This window comes from Pseudomonas sp. B21-048, assembly GCF_024748615.1.
Taxonomy (GTDB): domain Bacteria; phylum Pseudomonadota; class Gammaproteobacteria; order Pseudomonadales; family Pseudomonadaceae; genus Aquipseudomonas.
The window spans coordinates 1534154-1554530 of the sequence record NZ_CP087168.1; the positions used below are offsets into that span (position 1 = coordinate 1534154).

Annotated in this window: 21 protein-coding genes and 1 pseudogene; all 22 read left to right on the top strand. The window is 59.6% G+C overall.

Features of this window, described 5'->3' with window-relative positions:
* The first annotated feature begins 5 nt into the window (after window positions 1-5).
* The 22 genes and pseudogenes from fliM to LOY56_RS07105 all read left to right on the top strand — a co-directional run bounded on the left by fliM (window position 6) and on the right by LOY56_RS07105 (window position 20361).
* On the top strand, window positions 6-974 hold the full coding sequence (gene fliM / locus LOY56_RS07000; RefSeq protein WP_258620707.1) for a flagellar motor switch protein FliM: 969 nt from the start codon (window positions 6-8) through the stop codon (window positions 972-974).
* Between the two features lie 65 nt (window positions 975-1039).
* Window positions 1040-1498, top strand: a complete 459-nt coding sequence (gene fliN / locus LOY56_RS07005) for a flagellar motor switch protein FliN (protein WP_408980376.1) — start codon at window positions 1040-1042, stop codon at window positions 1496-1498.
* Window positions 1499-1960: a flagellar biosynthetic protein FliO gene (gene fliO, locus LOY56_RS07010; RefSeq protein ID WP_258620710.1), complete on the top strand. Its 462-nt coding sequence runs from the start codon at window positions 1499-1501 to the stop codon at window positions 1958-1960.
* Window positions 1960-2719 (top strand): annotated as a pseudogene (fliP, locus tag LOY56_RS07015) (flagellar type III secretion system pore protein FliP). The gene fliO and the pseudogene fliP overlap by 1 nt, the downstream one beginning before the upstream one ends.
* Window positions 2716-2985, top strand: a complete 270-nt coding sequence (gene fliQ / locus LOY56_RS07020) for a flagellar biosynthesis protein FliQ (RefSeq protein ID WP_258620712.1) — start codon at window positions 2716-2718, stop codon at window positions 2983-2985. The pseudogene fliP and the gene fliQ overlap by 4 nt, the downstream one beginning before the upstream one ends.
* Window positions 2986-2988: 3 nt before the next feature.
* Window positions 2989-3774, top strand: a complete 786-nt coding sequence (fliR, locus tag LOY56_RS07025) for a flagellar biosynthetic protein FliR (protein WP_258620714.1) — start codon at window positions 2989-2991, stop codon at window positions 3772-3774.
* A 3-nt stretch (window positions 3775-3777) separates the two neighbouring features.
* A complete protein-coding gene (gene flhB / locus LOY56_RS07030; protein ID WP_258620716.1) occupies window positions 3778-4917 on the top strand; it encodes a flagellar biosynthesis protein FlhB in 1140 nt (379 codons plus the stop codon).
* 194 nt (window positions 4918-5111) lie between these two features.
* Window positions 5112-7241 carry a flagellar biosynthesis protein FlhA gene (gene flhA / locus LOY56_RS07035; RefSeq protein ID WP_258620718.1) on the top strand — a complete coding sequence of 710 codons (2130 nt, stop codon included), beginning with the start codon at window positions 5112-5114 and terminating at the stop codon, window positions 7239-7241.
* Window positions 7242-7252: 11 nt separating this feature from the next.
* Complete coding sequence (gene flhF / locus LOY56_RS07040; protein ID WP_258620719.1) at window positions 7253-8578, top strand: flagellar biosynthesis protein FlhF; 1326 nt, start codon at window positions 7253-7255, stop codon at window positions 8576-8578.
* 116 nt (window positions 8579-8694) lie between these two features.
* The gene (gene fleN / locus LOY56_RS07045) at window positions 8695-9525 is read left to right on the top strand and encodes a flagellar synthesis regulator FleN (protein ID WP_003222917.1); all 831 of its coding nucleotides are present in this window, start codon (window positions 8695-8697) and stop codon (window positions 9523-9525) included.
* Entirely contained in the window at window positions 9522-10262 is a 741-nt protein-coding gene (gene fliA / locus LOY56_RS07050) for an RNA polymerase sigma factor FliA (RefSeq protein WP_258620720.1), read from the top strand. The genes fleN and fliA overlap by 4 nt, the downstream gene beginning before the upstream one ends.
* Window positions 10263-10429: 167 nt before the next feature.
* Window positions 10430-10801 carry a chemotaxis response regulator CheY gene (locus LOY56_RS07055; protein ID WP_008006721.1) on the top strand — a complete coding sequence of 124 codons (372 nt, stop codon included), beginning with the start codon at window positions 10430-10432 and terminating at the stop codon, window positions 10799-10801.
* 22 nt (window positions 10802-10823) lie between these two features.
* Window positions 10824-11612, top strand: a complete 789-nt coding sequence (locus tag LOY56_RS07060) for a protein phosphatase CheZ (protein WP_258620721.1) — start codon at window positions 10824-10826, stop codon at window positions 11610-11612.
* A gap of 46 nt (window positions 11613-11658) precedes the next feature.
* Window positions 11659-13911, top strand: coding sequence for a chemotaxis protein CheA (locus LOY56_RS07065; protein ID WP_258620722.1), 2253 nt, complete (start codon window positions 11659-11661; stop codon window positions 13909-13911).
* A gap of 49 nt (window positions 13912-13960) precedes the next feature.
* On the top strand, window positions 13961-15097 hold the full coding sequence (locus LOY56_RS07070; RefSeq protein WP_258620723.1) for a chemotaxis response regulator protein-glutamate methylesterase: 1137 nt from the start codon (window positions 13961-13963) through the stop codon (window positions 15095-15097).
* Window positions 15097-15837: a flagellar motor protein gene (locus LOY56_RS07075; protein WP_030130561.1), complete on the top strand. Its 741-nt coding sequence runs from the start codon at window positions 15097-15099 to the stop codon at window positions 15835-15837. The genes LOY56_RS07070 and LOY56_RS07075 overlap by 1 nt, the downstream gene beginning before the upstream one ends.
* Before the next feature lie 12 nt (window positions 15838-15849).
* Window positions 15850-16743, top strand: coding sequence for a flagellar motor protein MotD (gene motD / locus LOY56_RS07080; RefSeq protein WP_258620724.1), 894 nt, complete (start codon window positions 15850-15852; stop codon window positions 16741-16743).
* A 43-nt stretch (window positions 16744-16786) separates the two neighbouring features.
* Complete coding sequence (locus LOY56_RS07085) at window positions 16787-17575, top strand: ParA family protein (protein ID WP_030130563.1); 789 nt, start codon at window positions 16787-16789, stop codon at window positions 17573-17575.
* Window positions 17576-17605: 30 nt separating this feature from the next.
* Window positions 17606-18472, top strand: a complete 867-nt coding sequence (locus LOY56_RS07090) for a CheW domain-containing protein (RefSeq protein ID WP_258620726.1) — start codon at window positions 17606-17608, stop codon at window positions 18470-18472.
* A gap of 72 nt (window positions 18473-18544) precedes the next feature.
* Complete coding sequence (locus tag LOY56_RS07095; RefSeq protein ID WP_007894224.1) at window positions 18545-19030, top strand: chemotaxis protein CheW; 486 nt, start codon at window positions 18545-18547, stop codon at window positions 19028-19030.
* Window positions 19031-19423, top strand: a complete 393-nt coding sequence (locus tag LOY56_RS07100) for a DUF2802 domain-containing protein (protein ID WP_258620729.1) — start codon at window positions 19031-19033, stop codon at window positions 19421-19423.
* A gap of 428 nt (window positions 19424-19851) precedes the next feature.
* Window positions 19852-20361, top strand: a complete 510-nt coding sequence (locus tag LOY56_RS07105; RefSeq protein WP_258620731.1) for a hypothetical protein — start codon at window positions 19852-19854, stop codon at window positions 20359-20361.
* Window positions 20362-20377 lie beyond the last annotated feature (16 nt).

The window sequence follows — 20377 nt, forward strand, 5'->3', positions numbered from 1 at the left end:
ACGACATGGCCGTGCAAGACCTGCTGTCCCAAGATGAGATCGATGCGCTGTTGCATGGTGTCGACGATGGTCTGGTACAGACCGATAACGCCGCCGAAGCCGGCAGCATCAAGAGTTATGACCTGACCAGCCAGGATCGCATCGTCCGTGGACGCATGCCGACTCTGGAAATGATCAACGAGCGTTTCGCTCGCTACACCCGCATCAGCATGTTCAACATGCTGCGCCGTTCGGCAGACGTTGCCGTCGGTGGCGTGCAAGTGATGAAGTTCGGCGAATACGTGCATTCGCTGTACGTGCCAACCAGCCTCAACCTGGTCAAGATCAAGCCGCTGCGCGGTACGGCGCTGTTCATCCTCGACGCCAAACTGGTGTTCAAACTGGTGGACAACTTCTTCGGCGGCGACGGCCGTCACGCGAAGATCGAAGGGCGTGAATTCACCCCCACCGAACTGCGTGTGGTGCGCATGGTGCTGGAACAGGCCTTCGTCGATTTGAAGGAAGCCTGGCAGGCGATCATGGAAGTGAACTTCGAGTACATCAACTCCGAAGTGAACCCGGCCATGGCCAACATCGTCGGTCCGAGCGAAGCCATTGTGGTGTCGACATTCCACATCGAGCTTGATGGCGGTGGCGGCGACCTGCACGTGACCATGCCGTACTCGATGATCGAGCCGGTGCGCGAAATGCTCGACGCCGGCTTCCAGTCCGACCTCGATGATCAGGACGAGCGTTGGATCAACGCCTTGCGCCAGGACGTGCTGGACGTCGACGTACCGATCGGTGCCACCGTGGCCCGCCGTCAGTTGCGCCTGCGCGACATCCTGCACATGCAGCCGGGGGATGTAATCCCGGTCGAGATGCCGGAAGAAATGATCATGCGCGCCAATGGCGTGCCGGCCTTCAAGGTCAAGATGGGCTCGCACAAAGGCAACCTCGCGTTGCAGGTGATCGAGCCGATCGAGCGTCGCTGACCGGCGCTCCAACCCCCTTTTAATTGACTGCTCGTGATTGAGCAGGTGCCCGCCGAGGACAAATGATGAACGACGATATGAACGCCCAGGACGACCAGGCGCTGGCCGATGAATGGGCTGCGGCCCTGGAAGAAACCGGTGACGCCGGGCAGGACGATATCGATGCCTTGCTGGCCGCCGACACCAGCGATTCGCCGTCCAGCCGTCTGCCGATGGAAGAGTTCGGCAGCGTGCCGCGCAACAACGATCCGGTGACGCTGGACGGTCCGAACCTGGACGTGATCCTTGATATCCCGGTGTCGATTTCCATGGAAGTCGGCAGCACCGACATCAACATCCGCAACCTGCTGCAACTCAACCAGGGTTCGGTGATCGAGCTCGATCGTCTGGCCGGCGAGCCGCTGGACGTGCTGGTCAACGGCACACTCATCGCCCATGGTGAAGTGGTGGTGGTCAACGAAAAGTTCGGCATCCGCCTGACCGACGTGATCAGCCCAAGCGAACGCATCAAGAAGCTGCGCTGAGTGAAAAAGGTTCTGGGTTTTGTGCTGGGGTTAGCGCTGATCTTGCCGTGCAGCGTGTTGGCGGCCGAGCAGGTGGCGACAGCTGCGACAGCGGCTGCTGCGCCGGCGCTCAGCAGTGGTGTGGCCGGGCAATTGACGCAATTGGTGTTCGGCTTGCTGCTGGTGCTGGGGTTGATCTTTTTCCTTGCCTGGCTGCTGCGCCGGGTCCAGCAGGCCGGGCCGGCCGGCAAGGGGCAGGTGATCGAGCTGATCGGTTCCCGCGCGCTCGGGCCTCGTGACCGTTTGATGCTGGTGCAGGTCGGTAATGAACAGATTCTGCTCGGCCTTAGCCCTGGCACCATCACTGCGTTGCATGTGCTCAAGGAGCCGGTGCCGGTGTCCGCCACTACCGAGAAAGCGACCCCGGAATTTGCCCAGCATCTGTTGAGGATGCTCGGCAAGGATCAGAAGGATAAGAAGTAATGGGTGCGTTACGCATCGTCTTGACCCTGGCCCTGCTGCTGGTCGCGCCGCTGGCGTTCGCCGCCGATCCGTTGTCGATCCCGGCGATTACCTTGGGCACTAACGCCGAAGGCGCTCAGGAATACTCGGTCAGTCTGCAAATTTTGCTGATCATGACCGCGCTGAGTTTTATTCCGGCGTTCGTCATGCTGATGACCAGCTTCACCCGGATCATCATCGTTTTTCTCGATCCTGCGTCAGGCCCTGGGCTTGCAGCAGACACCGTCGAACCAGATCCTCACCGGCATGGCGCTGTTCCTCACCATGTTCATCATGGCGCCGGTGTTCGATCGCGTGAATCAGGATGCCTTGCAACCCTATCTGGCGGAGAAACTCACCGCTCAGGATGCCGTGGCCAAGGCTCAGGTGCCGATCAAGGACTTCATGCTGGCGCAGACTCGCAGCAGCGATCTGGAGCTGTTCATGCGCTTGTCCAAACGCACCGACATCACTTCGCCTGATCAGGCGCCACTGACGATTCTGGTGCCGGCGTTCGTCACCTCTGAGCTGAAAACCGCGTTCCAGATCGGCTTCATGATCTTCATCCCGTTCCTGATTATCGACCTAGTCGTGGCCAGTGTGCTGATGGCCATGGGGATGATGATGCTCTCGCCGCTGATTATTTCCCTACCGTTCAAGATCATGCTGTTCGTGCTGGTGGATGGTTGGGCGTTGATCATCGGCACCTTGGCCAGCAGCTTCGGCGGCGTTTCACCATGACGCCGGAAGTTGCCGTAGATATCTTTCGCGAAGCGCTGTGGCTGACCACCATGATGGTTGCCGTGCTGGTGATTCCGAGCTTGCTGGTGGGGCTGTTGGTGGCGATGTTCCAGGCGGCGACCCAGATCAACGAACAGACCCTGAGCTTCCTGCCGCGCCTATTGGTGATGCTGGTGACGCTGATCGTTGCCGGCCCGTGGATGGTGCAGACGTTCATGGAATACATCATCCAGCTGTACCACAGCATCCCGATGGTCATCGGCTAAGCCATGTCGTCGCTGCTTCAGCTGACCGACACCCAGATCAGCACTTGGGTGGCGACGTTCATGTTGCCGTTGTTTCGCATCGGTTCGTTGCTGATGGTCATGCCGATTTTCGGCACGACACTGGTGCCCCAGCGCGTGCGTCTGTACTTCGCCCTGGCGATCACCTTCGTGATCGCTCCCGGCCTGCCGCCGATGCCGCCGGTCAATGCGCTGGACCTGAGCGCGCTGCTGCTGATCGCCGAGCAAATCATTATTGGCGCGGTGTTGGGTTTCTCCTTGCAGTTGTTCTTCCAGGCGTTCGTGGTCGCCGGGCAAATTGTCGCGATCCAGATGGGTATGGGTTTCGCCTCGATGATCGACCCTACGAACGGGGTGTCGGTGGCAGTGATCGGGCAGTTTTTTACCATGCTGGTAACGCTGCTGTTCCTGTCGATGAACGGCCATCTGGTGGTGTTCGAAGTCCTTACCGAGAGCTTCACCACGCTGCCCGTCGGTGGCGGGTTGATGGTTAATCATTTCTGGGAATTGGCCGGCAAGCTTGGCTGGGTGTTCGGTGCGGCGCTGTTGCTGGTGTTGCCGGCGATCACTGCGTTGCTGGTGGTCAACATTGCGTTTGGCGTGATGACCCGGGCAGCGCCGCAGTTGAACATCTTCTCGATCGGCTTTCCGCTGACCCTGGTGCTCGGGCTGATCATTGTCTGGGTCGGTCTGGCGGACATTCTCAATCAGTACCAACCGCTGGCCTCCGAGGCTTTGCAGTTGTTACGCGAACTGGCACGGGCGCGCTGAGTTATGGCTGAGAGCGAAAGCGGTCAGGACAAAACAGAAGACCCCACCGAGAAACGCAAAAAGGACTCCCGTGAGAAGGGTGAGATTGCGCGCTCCAAGGAGCTCAATACCCTGGCGGTCATGCTCGCCGGCGCCGGTGCGCTGCTGATTTTCGGTGGTGCATTGGCGCAGGACATGATGGAACTGATGCGGATGAACTTCACGCTGTCGCGGGAAGTGATTCTGGATCAGCGCAACATGGGCACCTTCTTGCTGCACTCGGGACAGATTGCCCTGTTGGCGATTCAACCGGTGATGATCACTTTGCTGTTGGCTTCGTTGATCGGCCCGATCTCCCTCGGTGGCTGGCTGTTCGCGGCCGGCTCCATGGCGCCCAAGTTCAGTCGGATGAACCCCGGCGCAGGCCTGAAACGGATGTTCTCGACCAAGGCTTTAATTGAATTGCTCAAGGCTCTGGCGAAGTTTTTCATCGTCTTGTTCGTGGCGTTGGCGGTCTTGTCGTCGGACATCGACGATCTGCTGCGCATCGCCCATGAGCCGTTGGACATGGCGATCATTCACAGCTTGCAAGTGGTTGGCTGGAGCACGTTGTGGATGGCTTGTGGGCTGATCATCATCGCTGCGGTCGACGTGCCGGTGCAGTTGTGGGAAAGCCGCAACAAACTGCTGATGACCAAGCAGGAAGTGCGCGACGAACACAAGGATCAGGACGGTAAACCGGAGGTCAAGCAGCGCATTCGCCAGTTGCAGCGCGAGATGTCGCAGCGGCGGATGATGGCGGCCATTCCTGAGGCTGACGTGGTCATTACTAACCCGACTCACTACGCCGTAGCCCTCAAGTACGATCCGGAAAAGGGCGGGGCGCCGATGCTGATCGCCAAGGGCAGCGACTTCCTGGCCCTGAAGATCCGCGAAATCGCCGTGGCCAACAAGGTGCTGCTGCTCGAATCGCCGGCGCTGGCGCGTTCGATCTACTACTCCACGGAGCTGGAGCAGGAAATTCCCGGCGGGCTCTATCTGGCGGTCGCCCAGGTATTGGCCTATGTCTACCAGATCCGCCAGTACCGCGCCGGCAAGGGCAAGCGCCCGGATCCGCTCCAGGACGATCTGCCGATTCCGCCGGATCTGCGCCGCGATTCCTGATTGTGCGTTGACAGTGCCGGCCTCTTCGCGGGCAAGTCGGAACGCCGCCCGCGAAGGCGTCGATTCAAGCAATACAAATCCCCGAAACAGACCTCTATTTCAACCCCCGGCAAAAGTTGGAAGGCTTCTTGCAATAGCCGCCCTGCGCCTGCTTCAGGCGTCAAAAGTTTGCTTTAAAGGAACGGGGAAAACCGGTGGATCGCTCTCAGTTAATCAACACTGCACGCACAAACGTTGCCGACCTCAGTCGAGGCAATCTGGGTGTGCCGCTGTTGCTGCTGGTCATGCTGGCGATGATGATGTTGCCGGTGCCGCCGTTCCTGCTGGACGTGTTTTTCACCTTCAACATTGCCTTGTCCATCGTTGTGTTGCTGGTCTGTGTGTACGCCCTGCGGCCGCTGGATTTTGCGGTGTTCCCGACCATTCTGCTGGTGGCGACGTTGCTGCGACTGGCGCTGAACGTGGCCTCGACGCGGGTGGTGATGCTCCACGGTCAGGACGGCCATGCCGCCGCCGGTAAGGTGATCCAGGCCTTCGGTGAAGTGGTGATCGGCGGTAACTACGTGGTCGGTATCGTGGTCTTCGCGATTTTGATGATCATCAACTTCGTCGTGGTGACCAAGGGCGCCGGGCGGATTTCCGAAGTGAGCGCGCGTTTCACCCTCGATGCGATGCCCGGTAAACAAATGGCGATCGACGCTGATTTGAATGCCGGTCTGATCGATCAGAACCAGGCGAAACTGCGCCGGATGGAAGTGGCTCAGGAAGCCGAGTTCTACGGCTCGATGGACGGTGCCAGCAAGTTCGTGCGTGGGGACGCCATTGCCGGCCTGCTGATTCTGTTCATCAACCTGATCGGCGGCATGGCGGTCGGTATCTTCCAGCACGGCATGAGCTTTGGTGATGCCGGCAAGGTTTATGCGCTGTTGACCATCGGTGACGGTTTGGTGGCGCAATTGCCATCACTGCTGTTGTCGACTGCCGCCGCGATCATGGTGACCCGTGCTTCCGGCTCGGAAGACATGGGCAAGCAGATCAATCGTCAGATGTTCGCCTCGCCGAAAGCCCTGGCGGTGGCCGCTGGTTTGATGGCGGTGATGGGGCTGGTGCCGGGCATGCCGCACTTCTCCTTTCTGAGCATGGCAGCCTTGGCGGCCGGCGGCGCTTACCTGTTCTGGAAGAAGCAGAACGCGGTCAAGGTTCAGGCCCTGCAAGAGGTCAAGCGTCAGCAGGAACTGTTGCCATCACCAGCCCGGGCTCAGGAAACCAAGGAGCTTGGCTGGGATGACGTGACGCCGATCGACATGATCGGCCTGGAAGTCGGTTACCGCCTGATCCCGCTGGTGGATCGCAATCAGGGTGGTCAGTTGCTGGCGCGGATCAAGGGTGTGCGTAAAAAGCTCTCCCAGGACCTGGGCTTCCTGATGCCGACGGTGCATATCCGTGACAACCTCGACCTGGCGCCCAGCGCCTACCGCCTGACCTTGATGGGCGTGATCCTGGCCGAGGCCGAGATTTACCCGGACCGCGAGTTGGCGATCAACCCGGGGCAGGTCTACGGCACGCTCAACGGCATCACCGCCAAAGATCCGGCTTTTGGTCTGGAGGCGGTTTGGATCGAAATCAGCCAGCGTGCCCAGGCGCAATCCCTCGGCTATACCGTGGTCGATGCCAGTACGGTAGTGGCAACGCACTTGAACCAGATTCTGTACAAGCACTCCAGCGAGCTGATCGGCCACGAAGAAGTCCAGCAACTCATGCAGTTGTTAGCCAAAAGCTCACCGAAACTGGCCGAAGAGCTGGTGCCTGGGGTGGTTTCGCTGTCGCAATTGCTCAAAGTCTTGCAGGCATTGCTCGCCGAACAAGTGCCGGTACGGGACATTCGCAGCATCGCCGAAGCCATCGCGAACAACGCCGCCAAGAGTCAAGATACTGCCGCTTTGGTGGCCGCGGTGCGCGTCGGCGTATCCCGCGCAATCGTGCAAAGCATTGTAGGCACTGAGTCGCAGCTGCCTGTAATCACCTTGGAACCAAGGTTGGAACAAATATTGCTCAATAGTCTTCAGAAGGCAGGACAAGGCTCGGAAGAGGGTGTTCTGCTGGAGCCAAGCATGGCAGAGAAACTGCAACGCTCGCTGATCGAAGCGGCACAGCGTCAGGAGATGCAAGGTCAACCGGTGATTCTGCTGGTGGCCGGTCCGGTTCGCGCGATGCTCTCGCGATTCGGCCGACTGGCAGTCCCGGGTTTGCATGTGTTGGCTTACCAGGAAATCCCTGACAACAAGCAAGTGACCATCGTTGCGACAGTAGGGCCCAACGGCTGAGGTAGTGGTTTATGCAAGTTAAGCGTTTTTTCGCCGCCGATATGCGTCAGGCCATGAAACTGGTTCGTGATGAGCTGGGCGCCGATGCCGCCATCATTGGCAATCGCCGGATCGCCGGCGGTGTTGAGCTGACGGCTGCCCTGGATTACAAATTGTCGGCGCTGGCCCCGCGTGTTCCGAACATGGAGCTCGAGGACGAGTTGCGCAAGACCCAGTCGCGGATCGTCACCGCCCAGGCCGAATTGAGCCTGCGTGGCGATGGCGAGAGCGACCAGACCACCAATCGCCAGTTGTTCGCCGGCCTGCCGTTGACCGCCGCCGAACCGTTGACCGAGCCGACCCTGGCCGAGCCCCGGCGCCCGACACCCGCGCCTGCGGCAACGACCGGCGTTGACCCGCGTGCGTTCGACTCGATGCGTTTCGAACTCAACAGCCTGCGCGAACTGATGGAAGTGCAGCTTGGCTCTTTAGCGTGGAATCAGCTGCAAGGCAGCCGCCCGGCCCAGGCCAACCTTTGGCGTCGCCTGCAACGCATCGGTCTGTCGGGTCCGTTGTCGCGCGATCTGCTGGCGCTGATTACCGACATTGAAGAACCTCGTCAGGCCTGGCGCATGTTGCTCGCGCACCTGGCGCGGATGATCGCCACTCCAGAAGTCGAGCCACTGGAAGAGGGTGGCGTGATTGCCATGGTCGGCCCGGCGGGTATGGGCAAGACCACCACACTGGCCAAGCTCGCGGCCCGTTACGTGCTCAAGTACGGCGCGCAAAACATCGCGCTGGTCAGTATGGACAGCTATCGCATCGGTGCTCAGGAACAGCTCAAGACCCTGGGCCGCATCCTCAACGTGTCGGTCACCCACGTTGACCCGGGTCAATCGCTGGTGCAGGCGCTGGAACCCTTGCTGCGCAAACGCGTAGTGCTGATCGATACCGCCGGCCTGCAGGCCAGCGATCCGGCACTGCGCATGCAGCTCGAAAGCCTGGCCGGACGAGGGATCAAATCAAAAAATTATCTGGTCTTGGCAACCACTAGCCAAAAACAGGTTCTAACCGCCGCTTATCATAGTTACAAACGTTGCGGCCTTGCCGGCTGCATCCTGACTAAACTGGATGAAACGGCAAGCTTGGGCGAGGTGTTGAGCCTGGCCATCAGTCATGAATTGCCGGTGGCTTACCTGACCGATGGCCCGCGGATCCCGGATGATTTGCATCTGCCGCGTCGTCATCAGTTGGTCAGCCGCGCCGTTAGCGTGCAAATGCAGGAAGAACCCAGCGAAGAAGCCATGGCTGATATGTTCGCTGACCTTTACCACGGCCCGACCAAGCGGGTTGGCTGAGGTATTAATGAATAATTTTTGTACCTACATCGATGGTCTGCCACGCATTGTTCAGTTGGTGAGCGCGCAGCCAGTAATGTGGCCTCCGTCTAAGTAAGACAAGGTAAAGAAAGAACATGGGCAGCATGCATCCCGTACAGGTGATCGCGGTGACCGGCGGCAAAGGTGGCGTCGGGAAGACTAACGTGTCAGTGAACTTGTCCCTGGCTCTCGCTGAGCTCGGCCGGCGCGTCATGCTGCTGGATGCCGATCTGGGGCTGGCGAATGTCGACGTCCTGCTAGGGCTGACACCTAAACGCACACTGGCCGACGTGATCGAAGGCCGCTGTGAGCTGCGCGACGTGCTGTTGCAAGGGCCTGGCGGTATCCGCATCGTCCCCGCCGCGTCCGGCACCCAGAGCATGGTTCATTTGAGCCCGGCGCAGCATGCCGGCCTGATCCAGGCCTTCAGCGACATCGGCGACAATCTCGACGTATTGGTGATCGACACCGCCGCGGGTATTGGTGACTCAGTGGTCAGTTTCGTTCGCGCAGCGCAAGAAGTCTTGCTGGTGGTGTGCGACGAACCGACCTCGATCACTGACGCCTACGCACTGATCAAACTGCTTAACCGCGACTACGGCATGAATCGTTTCCGCGTCCTGGCCAACATGGCGCAGAGCCCGCAGGAAGGCCGCAACCTGTTCGCCAAGTTGACCAAGGTCACGGATCGCTTCCTCGACGTCGCCTTGCAATATGTTGGCGCGGTGCCTTACGACGAAAGCGTGCGCAAGGCCGTGCAGAAGCAGCGGGCCGTTTACGAAGCCTTTCCACGTTCCAAGTGCGCCCTGGCGTTCAAGGCCATTGCGCAGAAAGTCGATACCTGGCCGCTGCCGGCCAACCCGCGTGGGCATCTGGAATTTTTCGTCGAGCGCCTCGTGCAACAAACGGCAGGACCCGTGCTATGACAGCCAGCGGTTACAACCTCTACAAGAGTTCGGCGCGTGACGCGCAGTACGAGCTGATCGAGCGTTACGCGCCACTGGTCAAACGCATTGCCTACCACTTGCTGGCGCGTTTGCCCGCCAGCGTCCAGGTCGAAGATCTGATCCAGGCCGGGATGATCGGCCTGCTTGAAGTATCCACCAAATATGACGCCAGCAAAGGCGCGAGTTTCGAAACGTACGCGGGCATTCGAATCCGCGGCGCGATGCTCGATGAAGTGCGCAAGGGGGACTGGGCGCCACGTTCGGTTCACCGCAATACCCGCATGGTCAGCGACGCGATTCGCTCGATTGAAGCTAAAACCGGCCGTGACGCTAAAGATCACGAGGTTGCGGCCGAACTCCAATTGAGTCTCGACGATTATTACGGGATTTTGAACGACACCCTGGGCAGCCGGTTATTCAGTTTCGACGATCTGTTGCAGGACGGCGAACATGAAGGGCTGCATGAGGATGGCGCCAGTGCTCATATCGAGCCGTCACGCGATCTGGAAGATGAACGCTTCCAGGCGGCGCTGGCGGACGCGATTGCCAATTTGCCGGAGCGTGAGCGACTGGTGTTGGCGCTGTACTACGACGAAGAGTTGAATCTCAAGGAAATCGGTGAGGTCCTGGGGGTCAGCGAATCGCGGGTCAGCCAGTTACACAGCCAGTGCGCGGCCCGTTTGCGGGGGCGTTTGGGGGAGTGGCGAGCGCGCTGAAGGCAGTGTGGGGACACTGCGAATGGAGCGGGTGTGGTGTTGAACCGCGCCGGTCTCGATCTGTTGTGCTCCAGACAGTCATTGAGTGCTTTGCCGGATTGATTGAAATGGCGCGTCCAGGTGCTGGGCGCGTTTAAGACTGCTTGGAGGTCGAATTGGACAAGAACATGAAAATCCTCATCGTGGATGACTTCTCAACGATGCGGCGGATCATAAAAAACCTGTTGCGTGACCTTGGGTTCACCAACACGGTCGAGGCTGACGATGGCATCACTGCCATTCCGGTTCTCAACAGCGGCAGCATCGACTTTCTGGTAACGGACTGGAACATGCCTGGCATGACCGGTATCGATCTGCTGCGTCACGTGCGCGCCGATGAAAAGCTCAAGCACCTGCCGGTGCTGATGGTGACCGCTGAAGCCAAGCGCGAGCAAATTATCGAGGCGGCCCAGGCCGGTGTTAACGGCTATGTGGTCAAACCCTTCACAGCCCAGGCGTTGAAAGAAAAAATCGAGAAGATTTTCGAACGCATCGGTTGATGTACTGCGCCACGGGGGAGCTATGGAGCAAAACGAATCTTCACAGGGCGATTTTGAGTCGACCCTGAAAAAACACGCGGTCGAACTGGTCGAGAGCCTTGAAAAAGGCAGGTTCGGCGACGCTGTGCAACTGATCCATGAGCTCAACCAGACCCGTGACCGCGGCCTGTACCAGGAAGTGGGCAAGCTCACTCGCGAGCTGCATAGCGCGATCGTCAATTTTCAGATTGACCCGCACATGCCGCAAGCCGAGGAAGTGTCTCAGATCACGGATGCCACTGAGCGCCTGGGTTATGTGGTCAAGCTGACCGAGGCCGCGGCCAACCGCACCATGGACCTGGTGGAAAACGCCACGCCGCTGATCAACAGCCTGAGCGATGAAGCTCAGGCGCTGAGCACGGATTGGGGACGGTTCATGCGTCGCGAAGTCGGGGCTGAAGAGTTCCGTGAACTGGCCAGGCGGGTCGATGGTTTCCTGACCCGCAGCAGTGAAGACAACCGCATCGTGTCGAGCAACCTCAACGACATTCTGCTGGCTCAGGATTACCAGGACCTCACCGGTCAGGTGATCAAGCGCGTGACCCAATTGGTCACCGAAGTTGAAAGCAATCTGCTCAAGCTCGTGCTCATGGCCAGCCATGTCGACCGCTTTGCGGGTATCGAACATGACCATGAAGCGATGCTGGCTGAAAAAGATCCACAAAAACATCTCTCTCAGGGTGAAGGTCCGCAGATTCATGCCGATAAAAGAGAAGACGTTGTGTCCGGTCAGGACGATGTGGACGATTTGCTATCCAGCCTAGGTTTTTAGAGTTCTAGGTTTTTTAGGTTTTTAGACCTGTAGGAGCACCCCCTTAATGAGCTTCGGCGCCGATGAAGAGATCCTTCAGGATTTCCTGGTTGAGGCCGGCGAGATTCTAGAGCAACTGTCCGAACAGCTGGTCGAGCTTGAAAGCCGACCGGATGATGCGGATTTGCTCAATGCAATTTTTCGCGGTTTTCACACTGTAAAAGGGGGCGCCGGCTTCCTCCAGCTCAACGAGCTGGTGGAGTGCTGTCACATCGCCGAGAACGTGTTCGACATCCTGCGCAAGGGTGAGCGTCGCGTTGACTCGGAACTGATGGACGTGGTTCTCGAAGCACTGGACGCGGTGAACAGCATGTTCAGCGAAGTCCGCGAACGCAGCCCGATCACGGCTGCCACGCCTGAATTACTGGCTGCTCTGGCTCGTCTGGCCGAGCCGCAAACCGCCGATGAAGCGGCACCCGTCGCTGAAGTGGTGCAAGAGCCTGCCGCTGAAAGCGAATCAGGTGACGTCACCGATAACGAATTCGAACAACTGCTGGACTCGCTGAATGCCGTCAAGGCCCAGGCCGAGGCGCCCGCCGCTGTTCCGGCACCGACCAGCGATACGGCGGCCAGTGACGAAATCACCGATGCCGAGTTCGAGTCGTTGCTCGATCAATTGCACGGCAAAGGCCAGTTCGCTGCCGATGCCGTGGTCGCAGCACCTACCGCACCGGCTGCTCCGAAAGCGGCAGGCGACAGCTCCGACATTACCGACGACGAATTCGAAGCACTGCTCGACACGCTGCATGGCAAAGGCAACTTTGCGGTCGATGCACTGGAGTCGGCGATTGCGTCGGCCCCGGCCCCGGCTGGGCCAACCGCTAAAGCGGCTGGCGGCGATCTGATCTCCGATCATGAGTTCGAATCGCTGCTCGACGAATTGCATGGCAAGGGCAAATTCACTGAAGTGGGTTCCGCTGCTTCTGCGGTAGTGGCACCCGTCGCCAAGCCTGTTGCACCGGCACCGGCACCGGCGCCTGTCGCCAAAGCGCCTGAGCCAAAAGCCGAAGCGCCCAAGCCTGCTGCCACCGCCGCCCCGGCGCCTGCTCGTGCCCCGGCTGCGCCACCACCGGAAAAACCGGCCAGCGAAGCCGAGACCACCGTGCGGGTCGATACCGCGCGCCTCGACGAAATCATGAACATGGTCGGCGAGTTGGTACTGGTGCGTAACCGCCTGGTCCGTCTGGGCCTCAACAGCGGCGACGAAGCCATGTCCAAGGCCGTGTCGAACCTCGACGTGGTCACGGCCGACCTGCAGACCGCGGTCATGAAGACCCGGATGCAGCCGATCAAGAAAGTCTTCGGGCGCTTCCCGCGCTTGGTTCGCGACCTGGCTCGCCAGCTCAAGAAAGAGATCAACCTGGAACTGGTCGGCGAAGAAACCGACCTCGACAAGAACCTCGTCGAGGCCCTGGCCGACCCGCTGGTCCACTTGGTGCGCAACTCAGTCGACCACGGTATCGAAGAGCCGGCTGATCGCGAAGCGATGGGCAAGCCTCGCAGCGGCAAGGTGATCCTGTCCGCTGAACAGGAAGGCGACCACATCCTGCTGTCCATCTCCGATGATGGCAAAGGCATGGACGCCGATGTTCTGCGCGGCATCGCCGTGAAGAAAGGCCTGATGGACAAGGATGCGGCGGACCGTCTCAGCGAGTCGGATTGCTTCAACCTGATCTTCGCGCCGGGCTTCTCGACCAAGACCGAAATTTCCGACGTCTCCGGGCGCGGCGTGGGCATGGACGTGGTGAAAACCAAGATCGCCCAGCTCAACGGCACTATCAATATCTACTCGACCAAGGGCAAGGGCTCGAAGATCGTCATCAAGGTCCCGTTGACCCTGGCGATCATGCCAACGCTGATGGTCATGCTCGGCAACCAGGCGTTCGCGTTCCCGCTGGTGAACGTCAACGAGATCTTCCACCTCGACCTGTCGCGCACCAACGTGGTAGACGGCCAGGAAGTGGTGATCGTGCGGGACAAGGCGCTGCCTCTGTTCTACCTCAAACGCTGGCTGGTCAGCTCCGCCGCTCATGAAGAGCAGCGCGAAGGCCATGTGGTGATCCTTTCGGTGGGCACTCAGCGGATCGGCTTCGTCGTCGATCAACTGGTGGGCCAGGAAGAAGTGGTCATCAAGCCATTGGGCAAAATGCTCCAGGGAACCCCGGGCATGTCCGGCGCCACCATCACCGGTGACGGCCGCATTGCACTGATTCTCGATGTGCCGAGCATGCTCACGCGTTACGCCGCACGGCGTATTTGATTCTGCGGGAGCGGGGCGACTGAGCCTCGCTCCGTCTAATGGAGTGTTTATGGCAGTCAAAGTCCTGGTGGTGGACGATTCGGGGTTTTTCCGCCGCCGCGTCTCAGAAATTCTTTCAGCGGATTCGAATATCCAGGTCGTCGGTACGGCGACCAACGGCAAAGAGGCGATCGATCAGGCGCTGGCCCTCAAGCCAGACGTGATCACCATGGACTACGAGATGCCGATGATGGATGGCATCACGGCAGTGCGGCACATCATGCAGCGCTGCCCGACCCCGGTGTTGATGTTCTCCTCGCTGACTCACGAAGGCGCGCGGGTCACCCTCGATGCGCTGGACGCCGGTGCGGTGGACTTCCTGCCGAAGAATTTCGAAGACATCTCGCGTAACCCGGAGAAGGTCAAGCAACTGCTGTGCGAGAAGATTCTCAGCATCTCGCGCAGTAACCGTCGCGCCAGCACTTACAGCGCCCCGGCCCCGGTGGCTGCCCCAGCCCCGACGCCTGCGCCTACGAGCGTCAGCAGCTACGGCAGCAACGCGCCTGCGCGTGCGGCACCGGCACCGGCACCGATTCCGGCTCGCAGCCATGCAGCGACGCCGTCGTCTCCAGCGCCCAAACGCAAAGCCTACAAACTGGTCGCCATCGGTACCTCCACGGGTGGTCCGGTTGCTCTGCAACGGGTGTTGACGCAGTTGCCGGCCAATTTCCCGGCGCCGATCGTGTTAATCCAGCACATGCCGGCTGCCTTCACCAAGGCTTTCGCCGAGCGTCTGGACAAACTGTGCCGCATCAGCGTCAAGGAAGCCGAGGATGGCGACATCTTGCGTCCGGGCCTGGCGCTGTTGGCACCAGGTGGCAAGCAAATGATGATCGACGGCCGTGGCGCGGTGAAAATCCTGCCGGGCGATGAGCGTCTGAACTACAAACCGTGCGTGGACATCACCTTCGGTTCCGCGGCCAAATCCTACGGCGACAAAGTTCTGGCGGTGGTACTGACCGGCATGGGCGCCGACGGTCGCGAAGGCGCGCGTCTGCTCAAGCAGGGCGGCAGTGCGATCTGGGCTCAGGATGAAGCCAGCTGCGTGATCTACGGCATGCCCATGGCAATCGTCAAAGCCGAACTCGCAGACGCGGTATACAGCCTGGACGATATTGGTCGACACCTGGTCGAGGCGTGCCTCTGATGGATGTACTCAGCCTGATCGGGATCATCATGGCGTTCGTCGCCATCATTGGCGGCAACTACCTTGAAGGCGGGCACCTCGGCGCGCTGGCCAACGGTCCGGCGGCATTGATCGTTCTCGGTGGGACCATCGGTGCGGCGCTGCTGCAATCGCCGATGAGCGCTTTCAAGCGCGCCATGCAGATTCTCGCCTGGATCCTGTTTCCACCTCGCGTGGACCTGGCTGGCGGCATCGATCGCGTCGTGAACTGGAGTCTGACCGCCCGCAAGGAAGGTTTGCTGGGTCTGGAAGGGGTGGCCGACGCTGAACCCGACAGCTACTCGCGAAAAGGCCTGCAACTGCTGGTAGACGGCGCTGAGCCGGAAGCGATTCGCAGCATTCTGGAAGTGGATTTCTACACCCAGGAAAGCCGCGACATCGAAGCTGCCAAAGTCTTTGAAAGCATGGGCGGCTACGCGCCAACCATCGGCATCATTGGTGCGGTGATGGGCCTGATCCATGTCATGGGTAACCTGGGCGATCCGTCGCAGCTGGGCAGCGGCATTGCCGTCGCTTTTGTCGCCACCATTTATGGCGTGGCCAGTGCCAACCTGATGCTGCTGCCGATTGCCGCCAAGCTCAAGTCCATCGCGTTGCGGCAGTCGCGTTATCGCGAAATGTTGCTGGAAGGGATTCTGTCGATTGCCGAAGGTGAAAACCCTCGCTCCATTGAGTTGAAGCTTCAGGGCTTCATGGATTAAGGGAATAACCTTATGGCTCGTCGCCGGCAACCCGAAGAACATGTGAACCATGAACGCTGGCTCGTTTCCTACGCCGACTTCATTACGTTGCTGTTCGCTTTTTTCGTGGTGATGTACTCGATTTCTTCGATTAACGAAGGCAAGTACAAGATCATTTCCGAGGCATTGATCGGGGTGTTTACCGATTCCGATCGCGCCCTCAAGCCGATTCCTATCGGCGAAGAGCGACCGAAGACCGTGACCCCGGCCAAGCCGCTGGTCAAGGACAGCGAACAGATCGACGCCGGCATCGCCCAGGCCGCCAAAGATCCGCTCAAAAGCATCGCCGACGACATCAGCGCGGCGTTCGGCGACCTGATCAGCTCCAACCAGATGACCGTGCGCGGCAATGAGTTGTGGGTCGAAATCGAACTCAATTCCAGCCTGTTGTTCGGCAGTGGCGATGCCATGCCCAGCGACATCGCGTTCAACATCATCGACAAGATTGCCGCGATCCTGAGCCCGTTCGACAACCCGATCCACGTCGAAGGCTTTACCGACGATCAGCCGATTCGCACCGCGCAATACCCGACCAACTGGGAGCTGTCTTCGGCCCGTTCGGCGAGCATCGTGCGCATGCTGGCGATGCAGGGCGTGAACCCCGGTCGTCTGGCGTCGGTGGGTTATGGTGAATTCCAGCCGGTGGCCAACAATGCCACCGCCGAAGGCCGGGCGCGTAACCGTCGGGTGGTGCTGGTGGTTTCTCGCAATCTCGATGTACGCCGCAGCCTCACTGGTACCGGAACAGCTCATGCGCAACCGGATGCCGCGTTGAAGCGGGCTGGCACACAAACTGCACCGTCCCCGGTCAAGTCGCCGGGACGAGAGAGCGCCGTCAATTCTCCGTCACCCGCATTAATACGTTGAGCTATTTCTCGGTCGACCTTTTCGACCGGGAGGAACAATCCGAATGAGAGTCTGGGCAGTCGCCAATCAAAAGGGTGGTGTCGGTAAAACCACTTCCTCCATCGCTTTAGCCGGTTTGCTGGCCGAGGCGGGCAAGCGCGTGGTTGTGGTCGATCTCGACCCCCACGGCTCCATGACCAGCTATTTCGGTTACGACCCCGACAGCCTGGAACACAGCAGCTACGACCTGTTTCTGCACAAGGGCAGCGTGCCGCAAGGCTTGCCCGGTCAGTTGCTGATGCCCACCAGTGACGAACGCATTTCCCTGTTGCCATCGAGCACCGCGCTGGCAACCCTTGAGCGTCAGTCGCCGGGTCAGAGTGGTTTGGGCCTGGTGATCGCCAAGAGCCTGGCGCAGTTGTGGCAGGACTTCGATTACGCGGTGATCGACAGCCCGCCGTTGCTCGGTGTGCTGATGGTCAATGCCTTGGCGGCCAGCCAGCAGTTGGTCATTCCGGTGCAGACCGAGCACTTGGCCGTCAAAGGCCTGGAACGCATGGTCAACACCCTGGCGATGATCAACCGCTCGCGCAAACAGGCGCTGCCGTTCAGCATTGTGCCGACCCTGTTCGACCGCCGCACCCAGGCTTCCCTCGGCACCCTTCGCGTGCTGCGCGACAAGTACCCGGAAGAAATCTGGCAAGGCTACATCCCGATCGACACCCGCTTGCGTGACGCGAGCCGGGCAGGGCTGACGCCTTCGCAATTCGATGGCAAGAGCCGTGGTGTTCTCGCTTACCGTGCACTGCTCAAGCATTTGCTGGCGGCGCAACTTGTTCCGCAGGTGGCTTGAGATGAAGCCAATTCCTACAGGGGAGCGCTCATGAATCGGCCGGTGCAGATCACCTCGCGTCCGCAACTGGCCCTCCAATCCTATCTGGACGCCTTGCTGCAGGACGCGACTGAAGAGTTGCCGCCAGAAGTCGAGGCGCTGCCCGAGGTTGTCGAGGTTGAAGTTGCGCTGGATGAGTTCCAGGCCGCCGTGCTTGAAGAACAGGCCCGCGATGCGCAGAAACCGGCAGTGACCGCTGCCCCCATCGTTGCACCAGTGGTGAAAGCGCCGGTGGCGGTGATCGAAGCGCAAGCACCGATTCTGGCGCCCGTGTCGACCATCGCACCACTGCTGCAAGCCTTGGTGCCGCCGATCGTCGAAGTGCATCTACCGCCAAGCGACACGCCGCCACCGGTGGAAACCGACGGTCGTCCGGCATGGGCCGCCGAGCCGTTCGAGTGCCTGTTGTTCGACGTCGCCGGGTTGACCCTGGCGGTGCCGCTGGTGTGCCTGGGCTCGATTTATTCCCTGGCCGGTCACGAGTTGACGCCGTTGTTCGGTCAGCCGGAATGGTTCCTCGGGATCCTGCCAAGTCAGGCCGGCAACCTGAAAGTACTGGATACCGCGCGCTGGGTCATGCCGGATCGCTATCGCGATGATTTCCGCCAGGGCCTGCAATACGTTATTTCGGTTCAGGGCTACGAGTGGGGGCTGGCGGTACACCAGGTCAGTCGCTCGTTGCGCCTGGACCCGAATGAAATCAAATGGCGCAGCCACCGGGGTCAACGGCCATGGCTGGCGGGCACGGTGATTGAGCACATGTGTGCCTTGCTCGACATTTCCGCTCTGGCCGAGCTGATTGCCAGCGGTGGGGCCAGGCACATGAGCAGCAGCAAGCCGCCACACAAACCAACATAAAAACAGGCGAGGGCAGTGACTGCCGTCGCACCGAACGCACACCGCCAAGGCGGTTTTTCGAGGGGTCAGGGTATGAGTAATCAAGCGACGAATGCAAAAGGTTCTGAAGATCCGATCCTGCAATGGGTAACCTTCAAACTGGACAATGAAACCTACGGCATCAACGTGATGCGCGTTCAGGAAGTCCTGCGTTACACCGAAATCGCCCCGGTCCCGGGTGCTCCGAGCTACGTGCTGGGCATCATCAACCTGCGCGGTAACGTGGTCACCGTGATCGACACCCGTCAGCGCTTCGGCCTGATGAATGCCGAGATCAGCGACAACACCCGCATCGTCATCATTGAAGCCGACAAGCAAGTGGTCGGGATCATGGTCGACAGCGTGGCTGAAGTGGTTTACCTGCGTCAGTCGGAAATCGAGACCGCGCCGAACGTCGGTAACGAAGAGTCCGCCAAGTTCATTCAAGGCGTGTGCAACAAGAACAACGAACTGCTGATCCTGGTCGAGCTGGACAAGATGATGAGCGAAGAAGAATGGTCGGAACTGGAGAGTATCTGATTGATTCTTGAGGTGGCTGTCATTGTCCTGTTCCTCTTCTGGGCAGGCACGCTGGCGATGTTCCTGGCGCATGTCCGCGCTCAGCGGCAGATCGCCGCGCAACAGGCCGAGGGCGATGCGCTGCGCGATCAGCGCATCAAGGAGCTGGCCAAACGCGTCGACGACTACCAGAACGGCAACGTGCGCATGGGTGAAGACCTGCACGAACTGCGCGCCGTCGTCGGGCCGTTGCCGGACAAACTGGCTCAGTTGGAGCAACGTGATCCGTCGAGTCTTTCATTCGCTCAGGCTGCGCGCCTGGTGGGGATGGGGGCGAGCGTCGATGAACTGACTCAGTCTTGCGGGTTGACCCAAGCTGAGGCGGAGTTGATGAGTAAGTTGCACAGGAACTGAGAAGGTCAAAAGATCGCAGCCTCGTTGCACTCGACAGCTCAGGGCGAACACCATCCCAATAATGGAGATCGTTCCCACGCTCTGCGTGGGAACGCCTCTTGGGACGCTCTGCGTTCCGCTGTTGTGTGACGCAGAGCGTCACGGGCCGCATTCCCACGCAGAGCATGGGAACGATCAGTAGTCATCCCCGCGCTCGCCAGCAGCTTCACCAGCTCGGCTCGGCACATCATAATCGCGGGCAATCTCAGAATGGCTTCGCCCGTCCTCAGACCGGGATTACGCTGTCATAGTCTCCTGCCTACAGCTTTACCGGATTCAGCCGGCTTGCGATCGCAACCCGCCATCGGTAGCTTGATCATCGCAATCAGCATTCCATCGCCGCTGATCAACGACGCTCGTTTCAGATATATGCAGTGCCAAGGAGGCCTATGCTCGATATTTTGCGTAGTACACCGCTATGGGTATATGCGGTCTTTTGTATCCTGACTTGTTACGGCGTCATTTCCTGCTTTAAGAATCGTGTATCGAAAAGGTCTTTACAGATCACACCGGCGATATTCGTTGCCATATCCTTGGCTTCGCTGAAACTCTCCCAAGGTGTCGCGATCCCGCTCTCGGCTTATGCGCTAGGGTTACTGTCGGGATGGTTAGTGGCATTGCGCTTTTATTCTTACAACAATGTGGAGCGCGAGCCTGAAGGTCTGTTGCTGGGTGGCACGATCAAGGTGCTGATGGTGTATTGGTGCTTCTTTGCCTGGCGTTATTACTGTGGTTACCGGGCGGCCATGTATCCAGAACTGGCCAATGAAGTGTCAATGGTGGGATGGTCGGCACTGGGGGCTGGCCTTATCAATGGTTTGATTGTCGGTCGCAGTCTCAAGCTTTTGCGCATGTTCAGGTCTGATAACGTGATGCCGGCAGAGATGCACAAGAACTGAGAAGATTAAAAGATCG

Coding starts and splice junctions, on each gene's coding strand:
- fliM (WP_258620707.1), top strand. CDS start 6: ATGGCCGTGCAAGACCTGCTGTCCCAAGATGAGATCGATGCGCTGTTG.
- fliN (WP_408980376.1), top strand. CDS start 1,040: ATGAACGACGATATGAACGCCCAGGACGACCAGGCGCTGGCCGATGAA.
- fliQ (WP_258620712.1), top strand. CDS start 2,716: ATGACGCCGGAAGTTGCCGTAGATATCTTTCGCGAAGCGCTGTGGCTG.
- fliR (WP_258620714.1), top strand. CDS start 2,989: ATGTCGTCGCTGCTTCAGCTGACCGACACCCAGATCAGCACTTGGGTG.
- flhB (WP_258620716.1), top strand. CDS start 3,778: ATGGCTGAGAGCGAAAGCGGTCAGGACAAAACAGAAGACCCCACCGAG.
- flhF (WP_258620719.1), top strand. CDS start 7,253: ATGCAAGTTAAGCGTTTTTTCGCCGCCGATATGCGTCAGGCCATGAAA.
- fleN (WP_003222917.1), top strand. CDS start 8,695: ATGGGCAGCATGCATCCCGTACAGGTGATCGCGGTGACCGGCGGCAAA.
- fliA (WP_258620720.1), top strand. CDS start 9,522: ATGACAGCCAGCGGTTACAACCTCTACAAGAGTTCGGCGCGTGACGCG.
- LOY56_RS07055 (WP_008006721.1), top strand. CDS start 10,430: ATGAAAATCCTCATCGTGGATGACTTCTCAACGATGCGGCGGATCATA.
- LOY56_RS07060 (WP_258620721.1), top strand. CDS start 10,824: ATGGAGCAAAACGAATCTTCACAGGGCGATTTTGAGTCGACCCTGAAA.
- LOY56_RS07065 (WP_258620722.1), top strand. CDS start 11,659: ATGAGCTTCGGCGCCGATGAAGAGATCCTTCAGGATTTCCTGGTTGAG.
- LOY56_RS07070 (WP_258620723.1), top strand. CDS start 13,961: ATGGCAGTCAAAGTCCTGGTGGTGGACGATTCGGGGTTTTTCCGCCGC.
- LOY56_RS07075 (WP_030130561.1), top strand. CDS start 15,097: ATGGATGTACTCAGCCTGATCGGGATCATCATGGCGTTCGTCGCCATC.
- motD (WP_258620724.1), top strand. CDS start 15,850: ATGGCTCGTCGCCGGCAACCCGAAGAACATGTGAACCATGAACGCTGG.
- LOY56_RS07085 (WP_030130563.1), top strand. CDS start 16,787: ATGAGAGTCTGGGCAGTCGCCAATCAAAAGGGTGGTGTCGGTAAAACC.
- LOY56_RS07090 (WP_258620726.1), top strand. CDS start 17,606: ATGAATCGGCCGGTGCAGATCACCTCGCGTCCGCAACTGGCCCTCCAA.
- LOY56_RS07095 (WP_007894224.1), top strand. CDS start 18,545: ATGAGTAATCAAGCGACGAATGCAAAAGGTTCTGAAGATCCGATCCTG.
- LOY56_RS07105 (WP_258620731.1), top strand. CDS start 19,852: ATGCTCGATATTTTGCGTAGTACACCGCTATGGGTATATGCGGTCTTT.